At 50.9% G+C, this 9,540-nt stretch carries 7 protein-coding genes; 1 reads left to right on the top strand and 6 read right to left on the bottom strand.

The genetic code is table 11. The annotated features are described in order from the left end of the window. Window positions 1-222: 222 nt before the first annotated feature. The 6 genes from hemE to Q0236_RS09615 all read right to left on the bottom strand — a co-directional run bounded on the left by hemE (window position 223) and on the right by Q0236_RS09615 (window position 7,029). Window positions 223-1,269 carry a uroporphyrinogen decarboxylase gene (gene hemE / locus Q0236_RS09640; RefSeq protein ID WP_297917231.1) on the bottom strand — a complete coding sequence of 349 codons (1,047 nt, stop codon included), beginning with the start codon at window positions 1,267-1,269 and terminating at the stop codon, window positions 223-225. Window positions 1,270-1,271: 2 nt separating this feature from the next. Continuing rightward, window positions 1,272-1,763, bottom strand: coding sequence for a YqhA family protein (locus Q0236_RS09635; RefSeq protein ID WP_297917230.1), 492 nt, complete (start codon window positions 1,761-1,763; stop codon window positions 1,272-1,274). Between the two features lie 304 nt (window positions 1,764-2,067). Beyond that, the gene (locus tag Q0236_RS09630; RefSeq protein WP_297917229.1) at window positions 2,068-3,099 is read right to left on the bottom strand and encodes an aspartate-semialdehyde dehydrogenase; all 1,032 of its coding nucleotides are present in this window, start codon (window positions 3,097-3,099) and stop codon (window positions 2,068-2,070) included. Next, entirely contained in the window at window positions 3,092-5,812 is a 2,721-nt protein-coding gene (gene gyrA / locus Q0236_RS09625; protein WP_297917232.1) for a DNA gyrase subunit A, read from the bottom strand. The genes Q0236_RS09630 and gyrA overlap by 8 nt, the downstream gene beginning before the upstream one ends. A gap of 50 nt (window positions 5,813-5,862) precedes the next feature. Then, on the bottom strand, window positions 5,863-6,480 hold the full coding sequence (locus Q0236_RS09620) for a ComF family protein (RefSeq protein WP_297917228.1): 618 nt from the start codon (window positions 6,478-6,480) through the stop codon (window positions 5,863-5,865). Then, window positions 6,481-7,029, bottom strand: a complete 549-nt coding sequence (locus Q0236_RS09615) for a YajG family lipoprotein (RefSeq protein WP_297917227.1) — start codon at window positions 7,027-7,029, stop codon at window positions 6,481-6,483. Window positions 7,030-7,121: 92 nt separating this feature from the next. Here Q0236_RS09615 and Q0236_RS09610 point away from each other — a divergent pair, with 92 nt between their 5' ends. Next, on the top strand, window positions 7,122-9,203 hold the full coding sequence (locus Q0236_RS09610) for a DNA polymerase III subunit gamma/tau (protein ID WP_297917225.1): 2,082 nt from the start codon (window positions 7,122-7,124) through the stop codon (window positions 9,201-9,203). Window positions 9,204-9,540: the final 337 nt, after the last annotated feature.

Raw genomic sequence — 9,540 nt, 5'->3', positions numbered from 1 at the left:
ATTTTAAAATTTGCGATACTGCCGCGCTGAAACGGCGCAGAATTTTAAAATTTAGAGTTTTGCGTTCCGCGAGCTGTTTTAGCGGCATGAAATTTAAAATTTTATTGTAGCGGCAGGATCGCGCGAAAGCAAAGCAAACGACACAAGCGAGCAAAATTTTAAACTACGACTCTATAAAATTTCACAGCGACGCGCCGCAAACAGGCTATCGCAAAGTCCAGTTTAGCGCGCGCTTAGCTCGTGCACCAGATCCACCAGATATTTGGCGTTTTGCACGCTTACGTCGGGTAAAATTCCATGCCCTAGATTAAAGATATGCGCAGCACCCTTCATCGCCGCTAAAATCTCGCGCACGCCCGATTCTATCGCGCCGCGGTCGTATAGCCGCATCGGCTCCAGGTTGCCCTGAAGCGCAAATTTGCCCCCGAGCTGCTCGCGCGCAAGCTCAATCGGAGTGCTCCAATCCACGCCCCATACGTCAAAGCTCGCCTCGCCTCGCCGCGCCGCGATACGGCTCAGCCGCGACATCTGCGCGCCCGTGCCCTTGGCAAAGACGATGAGCGGGATATGCGGGAATTTCGCCTTTAAAAATTCCGTGATTTCCAAGATGTATCGCCAGCCAAACTCCTCGTACGCGCTCGCTTCCAGCGCTCCCGCCCAGCTGTCGAAGATCTGCACCGCATCGACGCCCGAGCCGATCTGGCGCGCCAGATAAAGCTTCGTCGCCTCCGTAACGAGGCGCAAAATTTCATGCAGAAGCTGCGGATTTTCGTAGAGCATCCTTTTGCAAACGGCGTAATTTTTGCTGCCGCCGCCCTCGATCATATAGGTAGCGATCGTCCACGGCGCGCCGCAAAAGCCGATGAGCGCTTTATCCGCAGCAAGGCACGAGCGAGTAAGCGAGATCGTATCATAAACGTATCCGAGCTCTGCGGCGGCCTTTTGCGGATCAAGGCGCGCCAGATCGCTCTGAGAGCGGATCGGATCGCTAAATTTCGGTCCTTCGCCCGCTTCGAAGCGCAGATCCATCCCCATCTGCATCGGCACGACCAAAATATCGCTAAAAAGTATCGCCGCATCGACGCCCAAAATCTCCACGGGTTGGATCGTTACCTCGCTAGCGGCTCGATAGTCGCGGCACAGGCTCAAAAAATCGCCCGCCCTCTCGCGCACCGCCATGTATTGCGGCAGGTAGCGCCCCGCCTGGCGCATCATCCAAATGGGCGTGTATGGGGTCTCTTTGCCGAAGCATGCGTCGATGAAAACCATTTTTATCCTTTAAATTTACTCAAAATATACAAAGCCAAACAAACCGCGAAGATAGCCCCTGCGAGCAAAAGCATATCCAAAGGGGTAGTAAAATCGGTGTGTAAAATTCGCTTGAAAAAATCCACTACCAGCACCATTATGATGACGCTGCCGAGTTTGTGCTTCAGCTCATCCAGCGAGGCGATCTTTAAAACTTGTAAATTTAGATCCACAAACTCGTCGATAAAGAGCTCGTAAATTCCGAATACGAAGATTAGCAGCACTATAGCGACCAGATACAGATCGATCGCCGTTATTATTTCGCTTAAAATGCCAATGTAAAGCGCTCGCTCGCTCTGCGGCCTTAGAAAAAATTCCACAATTTTATAAAGCGCCGAGCCGATTTCGTAGCTTGCCATCACAAATATCGTCGCACTAGCCGCAACACAAAAAATAACAGGCAGAAGCGTTAGAGATTTGCTACAAAGCAAAAATTTTTCAAATATAGCTTTCATTTCTTCCTTAAATTTTAATTCGAGATTAGCCGCTCCCCAAACGGACGTATAAATTTAAAACCGCTCCATGCCGAAGTGTTCGTTTAAATTTACGCTCGTTTGCAATCGCGTAAATTTATCTCTTTTAAGCGCACCCGTTTGAGTCTATTTAAATTTTGCGCCAGGTTAAAGGCGCAAAATTTCAGCTCGCGGCGTTAAATTTTAATTAGGCTGATTTGCAAATTTTATTCGCCAGGCCTCGGCGCCGAAATCACGCACGCGACCGCATCCGCGCGCAAAGGCTCGACAGCCTTACTAAATTATCCTACTTGTCTTGCTGCATATCGATCCAGCGAAGCGCGATGCGCACGGCGTTTGTCGCCGCTCCTACGCGGATCTGATCGGCGCTGCACCAAAGATGCAGAATTTTATCGTCGAAATTGTCCCTGCGGAGCCTACCGACGTAGGTCTCGTTCGTATCGCTAGAAAGCAGCGGCATCGGATATTCGTTTTTGCTCGGATCGTCTACAAGCACGATGCTAGGCGCGTTTCTTAAAATTTCGCGCACGCGGCTAATCTCGAAATCCTTTTTAAATTTTATCGTGATCGCCTCGCTGTGGCTGCGAAGTACCGGCACGCGCACGCAGGTAGCCGAAACGGCGAAGTTTTTATGCAAAATTTTCTGCGTTTCGTTCACCATCTTCATCTCTTCTTTGGTGTAGTCGTTGTCCAAAAATACATCGATGTGCGGGATGACATTCATCGCGATCTGATGCGGGAAAACCTTCGGCTCGCACTCATCAAGCTTAAAAGCGAAAAACTGCTGCAACTGCCCTACAAGCTCGCTCATACCCTCTTTACCTGCACCGCTCGTCGCCTGGTAGGTGCTTACATCTACGCGCTCGATATCAAACGCATCATCAAGCGGCTTAAGAATTTGAACCATCTGGATAGTTGAGCAGTTTGGATTAGCGATGACGCCTGTCTCTTCCCATAGCTTTATATCCTGAGGATTACACTCGGGCACTACGAGCGGGACATTTTCTTGCATACGAAAGTGGCTCGTGTTATCTATCACCACTGCGCCGCTTGCCGCAGCAAATGGCACGTAATGCGCCGAAATAGAGCCACCCGCGCTAAAAAATGCGATGTCAATCTCGTTTTCGTCGAAGGTGCTGTCCGTTAGCTCCCTCACGACGTATTCTTTGCCGCGGAATTCCACCTTCTCGCCCGCGCTCTTTGCGCTTGCAAGCGGCAGTATGTCCTTTACGGGGAAGTTCATCTCGTCTAAGACGCGCAAAATCTCCTCGCCTACGGCGCCGGTAGCGCCTACGATGGCGATATTGTAACTACTCATCCTCTCCTCCTTTTAAAATTTCATCGCTAGGGCCGTCGCTCTGCGAATCTTTGCTATCTAAATTTGAATTTAATAAATTTTCATCCTGCGCAAGCTCGTCCGCTTCGCCCTCGTCGCCCTCCTCGGCTTTCGGGCAGGTCGCGATGCTCACGACGTCGTCGCCCTCGACATTTACGACGATGACGCCGCTGGTGTTGCGGCCCGCTTTGCGGATGCTTTGCATATCTACGCGGATCATCTTGCCGCTCGTAGTAAGCGCCATAAGATCCATCTCCTCATCGACCATCACGACGCCGATGAGCTCGCCCGTGCGGTTGGTGAGCTTCATGCAGATGACGCCCTTGCCGCCGCGGTTTGTGAGGCGATACTCGCTCGCGGTGGTGCGCTTGCCGATACCCTTTTGGCTCACGCTTAAAATTTCTTGCATATCGCTTAAAATAAACGCGGCGCCGATGACCTCGTCGCCTTTTTCTTTAAATTTAATCCCCTTTACGCCGCGAGCGATGCGCCCCATCTGGCGAATTTTATTTAGATTAAATTTAAGACACATTCCCTTTTTCGTAGCGATGAAGAGCATATTTTCGTTGGCGCTTTGCGGCTCGCCATCTTGCGCGCTCTCGCCTTGCAAAATTTCATCCTCGCTTCCCTCCAAAATATCCTGTTCGGTCTGCTCTAAAACTTCCTCAGCCTCGCCGCCGTCCAGATCGTCGCCGCTTAGAGCGCCTCCTTTGTAGTTTTGCATCTCCTCGGCGCTATTTGGAGCGATGAGCGCAGTCACCAGCGTATCGTCCTCATCTAGGCTGATAGCGCGGATTCCGAGTGAGCGGATGTTTTTAAACTCGCTTAAATTCGTGCGTTTTACGATGCCGTTGCGAGTGAAAAATACGAGCGACTTGCTCGGATCAAAATCGGTCGTAGGGATGATCGCCATGATCTTTTCGTCCGCGCCGAGCTGGATTAAATTTACGACCGCCTTGCCCTTTGCGGTACGCGAGCCCTCCGGGATTTTATAGACTTTAAGCCAATAAAGCTGCCCGCGGTCGGTGATAAACATAAGCGTGTCGTGGGTGTTGGACGTAAAAAAGCTCTCGATGAAATCATCATCGTACGTTGTAACCGCCACGCGCCCCTTGCCGCCGCGCTTTTGCTTCTCGTAAGTCTTGCTAGGCACGCGCTTGATGTAGCCGCGGTGAGTGATCGTAACGACCATATTTTCATTCGCGATTAGATCTTCGATGTCGATATCCTCGTAGTCATCGACGATTTCGGTGATGCGCGGGCATTTAAATTTATCCTTGATCTCCAAAAGCTCATCTTTGATGATGCCTTCGATTAGCTCCTCGCTCTTTAGGATCGCATCAAGTCGCTTTATCTCGGCTAAAATTTCTTTTAGCTCCTCCTCGATCTTTTCGCGCTCAAGCCCCGTTAGGCGGCTTAGCCTCATATCCAAAATCGCGCCCGATTGCGCCTCGCTGAGGCCGAATCTGCTCATTAAATTTTCGCGCGCAATGTTGGTATCGGCGGAGTTTCTAATCACGTCGATCACTTCGTCGATGTTATCTAGCGCGATCTTTAAGCCCTCCAAGATGTGCGCTCTAGCGCGCGCTTTTTGAAGCTCAAAAATCGTGCGGCGGATGATGACGGTTTTTCTGTGGTTCAAAAACAGTTTCAAAAGCTCTATCAGTGTGAAAATCTTCGGCTCTTTGCCGTCGATTGCGAGCATTATCACGCCAAAGGTCGCCTCCATCGTGGTTTGCTTAAATAGATTATTCAGCACGATCTCGCTCATCGCGTCGCGCTTAAGCTCGATTACTACGCGAATTCCGTCGCGATCGCTCTCGTCGCGCACTTCGGAGATGCCCTCAATCTGCTTTTCTTTTACGAGATCTGCGATCTGCTCGATCAGGCGCGCTTTATTTGTCTGATACGGCAGCTCGTCGATTACGATGACATCTTTGTTAGATTTTTTTTCGATATGGGTTTTAGCGCGAATTTTAACGCGCCCTCTGCCCGTTTTATACGCCTCGATAATCCCCTTTTTGCCGTAGATGATGCCGCCGGTCGGAAAATCAGGGCCCTTGATCTCGCCCATTATCTCCTCTAGGCTTGCGTTTTTATTCTCAAGCAGTATCAAAAGACCGCCCACAAGCTCATCTAGGCTGTGCGGTGGGATATTCGTCGCCATTCCTACGGCGATTCCGCTTGAGCCGTTAAGCAGTAAATTCGGCACGCGCGCAGGCAGGACGTCGGGCTCGTTCAGGCTCTCGTCGTAGTTCGGCACGAAATCGACCGTCTCTTTATCCAGGTCTTTTAAAAGCTCCTCGGCTAGCGGCGTCATACGCGCTTCGGTATACCTCATCGCCGCCGCGCCGTCGCCGTCGATCGATCCGAAGTTACCCTGCCCGTCCACGGAAGGAATTCTCATCGAAAAGCTCTGCGCCATTCGCACGAGCGCGTCGTAAACGGCGGTATCGCCGTGCGGATGGTATTTACCGATGACGTCGCCTACGATACGAGCGGATTTTTTGTATGGCTGGCGAGAACCCACGCCAAGATCGTTCATCGCATATAAAATTCGCCTATGCACGGGCTTTAGGCCGTCTCTGGCGTCGGGTAGCGCGCGACCGATGATAACGCTCATCGAGTAATCAAGATAGCTCGTCTTGATCGATTCTTCGACGTCGATATCGATGATCTCCTGATTTTCAAACATATTTGATTGCATAAATATCCTTTTAAATTTTAAAGCGCGATTATAGCGAATTATTCTTTTGCATTAGCTAAAACCAAGCCGCACACGGGCATAAAGCCGCCATCGATCAAGCTCTCGCGCGCTTGCAGCATGCTAAGACCCGAGGTGATGATGTCATCTACCAGGATTACGGGGAATTTCGGCGGGGTTAAAATTTTAAAATTCCGCTTGTGTTTTAGGCGAAATTCCAAACTCTGCCCCGTGTATTTGACGCGATTTTGCGCGCGCAGGCAGTGAAATTTCGGCTCAATCAGTTCGCTTTTTAGCGCGCGAGCTAAGATCGCCGTGTGAGAATAGCCGCTGCGAGCGTCATCATCCAGCGGCACGGCGTTAAATTTAAAAACCCCGCCCGTTTTAAACGTTTCGTAATTTTGCGGATTTGCTGAAATTTCGCGCTGCAGATGAAGCGGGAATTTCGCTAGGCTTAAAGAGGCTATGCGCGCAAGCACCGCAGTGCCGTATTCGTGATGTTTAGAAAGTATAAGCTCTCGAATTTCGGAGTAGCCATAGTAGTAAAATACGCTAAAGCCCTCCACCTGCCGCATACTTAGGCGGCATTCGGCTAAATTTGCGGCGCAGGCGGCGCAGATCGTGCGCAGGCTAAACGCGCCGCAATTTACGCAGCGCATCTAAAGCGTAGAGATGATTTGATCGGCGGATTTTTTGACGATGTCGCCAAGCAAGCTTTGCACGAAAGGATTAAGCGATCTAGCCGTGCGAAGCGCGGTAAATTGGCTCTGATCCTGCGAAACGCGCTTGGTCGTAGTTTTGTTGCCCTGCACTATAGAAATCGCGACCTCGCCTCTTGCGCTCATATTTTCTTTCGAGTAGCCGTTGATCGCCGCCGAGATGCTTCTAATATTTACGGTTACGATATTCGGGCTTGCCGGATCGATCTTTACGCCACGAGCCTCAAGCTCCGCGCGCAAAGCCTTATCGAACCAGGCCGAGAGATTGTTTTTTAAAAGCACTTCATCGACGAGTTTGCCGTCGTTGTCGTTTATAACGGCGATTACCATCTGATTTTCACGCTGATCGTTGATCGCGTTGATATTTACCGACTTGCCGCTTACGGTCTGATCGGCCTTAGAAAGATACGGATTTAGGCTGATGACGCTGCTAGTTTGCGAGCAGGCGACAAAAAATAGCGCAAATACGCCGATTAAAAATTTTTTCATTTTGATCCTTTTTCTGAAATTCGGGCGCATTGTAGCACTAAATTTAAAATTTATAGATTTTTTTGTATCATTGCAAGATCAAAGGAGAAATTTTGCAAGCACTCGCTTTAAAATACAGACCCAAAAGCTTCGAGCAGCTCATCGGTCAAGACGCCGTCGCCAAAAGCCTCGCGCACGCGCTGGATTCGGGCAGGCTGAGCCACGCATATCTTTTCAGCGGACTTCGCGGCAGCGGCAAAACCTCGACGGCTAGGATTTTTGCCAAAGCGCTTTTATGCGATAAAGGCCCTACCGGCAAGCCGTGCGAGATCTGCGATAACTGCGTAATGGCAAACGAGGGGCGCCACATCGACATCATCGAGATGGACGCCGCCAGCCACCGCAAGATCGACGATATCCGCGAGCTCATCGAGCAGACGAAGTATCATCCCGCAAGCGCGCGCTTTAAAATTTTCATCATCGACGAGGTGCATATGCTCACCAAAGAGGCCTCCAATGCGCTTTTAAAGACGCTTGAGGAGCCGCCTAGCTACGTAAAATTTATCCTTGCGACTACCGATCCGCTCAAGCTTCCCGTCACGGTGCTATCGCGCACTCAGCACTTTCGCTTTAAGCCGATCGCCAAAAGCGCCGTCGTAGCGCATCTGGCGCAAATTTTAAAAACTGAAAACATCGCTTACGAAGAGGGCGCGCTTGAAATTTTAGCGCGCAGCGGCTCGGGCTCGCTACGAGACACGCTCACGCTCCTTGATCAGGCGATTATCTTTAGCCGCGAAGGCATCACCGAGCGCGCGATCGCCGATATGCTGGGCTTGCTCGATCCCGCTAAAATTGGCGAAATTTTAGACGTCGTGCTGCGCCAGGACCGCGCGGGCGCGATCGAGATCATCAAAGAGGTCGAAAACTACAACGCCGAGACGATAATCGACGAGATGATCGCAAATTTAAAGGATAAATTCCTACGCCGCGACGCGAAATTCAGCCTGCTGATGTATGAGCGGTTTTTCCGCATTTTAGCGGGCGCTAAGAGCATGCTCGCCATCAGCCCGGACAATACTTACGCAATTTCTATGATGATTTTTATGATGATGGAGGCGGTCAATCTGCGCGAGATCGACGAGCTGATCGAGGTCGGCAGATCGCTGGATCAAGGCGAGGGCTATGCTTCCGCTTCGGCGCCTAATTTAAACGCGCAAAGCTCCGCGCCGAATTTTAGGTCAAATTTCAACCAAAGCGCGAATTTTTCGCCAAATAGCGAGCCGGGCGGCACGACTTTTGCGCCGAGTGACGCAGATAGCGCGACAAGCGGCGTGCCTAGCTTTACGGCAAGCGCAAAACGTCCCGCAAACTCAGCACAAAGCTCCGGTACGGCAAAACAGAGCCCTGACGCAAGCGGCGAGATTAAACCGAGCGCAACGGCGCAGACTAAAAATTCTAGCCCGTCCGTCAAAACGGGCGCTCAAAATGAAATTTACGAGAATTTTTTAGCTAAAATTTACGACCGCGATTACGATCTGGGCGAAAAATTTAGCAAGTGCGTGGAATTTTTAAAATTTGAGCGCGGCACGCTGTATCTGCTCTCGCGCGCGCAGGGGCAGGACAGAGAGTACCTGCGCAAGGGCTCGCGAGCGATCAATAGCGTGCTAAAATCGCTTTTCGGCGAGAGCGCGAAAATCAAAATCGAGCAGGACGCGCCGCAAAAGCAAAATTCTGCGGAAAATAGCGCAGAAAATTTCGCCCCTAGTAACGTAGATAGCACAGCGAATGGCAAAGCAAAAGACGGGGCAGGCAGCACGGCAAAACCGCTTGAAAATTCCAGCGCTACGACAAGCGGCGCGAAAAATTCCGAGGTAGGCGCGAGTGGGACCGCAAACTCCGAGCAAAATGAAATTTCAAGCGGCGGCGAAAATTCCGAAGAAAATTCCGCGCCGAAAGCGGCAAAACCGCAAAAAAACGGCGCTAGCGGCGAGGGCGAAAAACAGCCGCCCAAGGACGATCTACTAAGATCCACCGATCCGCAAAACTACGCCGCAAAGCCCCGCGATACGAGCAAGAGCGTGCGCGCCGCCAAGGCAGGCCTCGCCGAGCTCGCAAACGGTGCGCAGGACGGCAAGGAAATTTTGATCTCCGAGATGAATAGGCTATTCGGCGAGCCCACCAAAATCACGGAATAGCGCTCGCTGCGGATTAAATTTACGCCGCATCGCGCGATTTTAAATTTTAAGCGTGCAAAAACGATATCGAAATTTACGCGGCGAGAGAGCCTGTGCGATTTTAAAATTTAAGCGCGCAAAGGCGGTGTCTAAATTTACATGGCAGACCAAAGTCGCGCGATAAATTTTAAAATTTTGCGGCGCGCGATCGAGCTCTAAACAGCAAGCTTTAAATTTGATCGTCAAGCGCGCTTTAAATTTAACCGCGCTGGCGATCTAAAATTCATACGCCGCGGCAGTCTAAATTTAGCGCGCTGCAAGTATCCGCGCAGTCTGTCCCATGCGAGCTCAAAATTTA

It is taken from the genome of uncultured Campylobacter sp., assembly GCF_938031315.1.
Classification (GTDB): Bacteria; Campylobacterota; Campylobacteria; order Campylobacterales; family Campylobacteraceae; genus Campylobacter_B.
The sequence above is the reverse complement of the archived record's forward strand: the minus strand, read 5'-3'. Positions and strand labels throughout refer to the sequence as shown.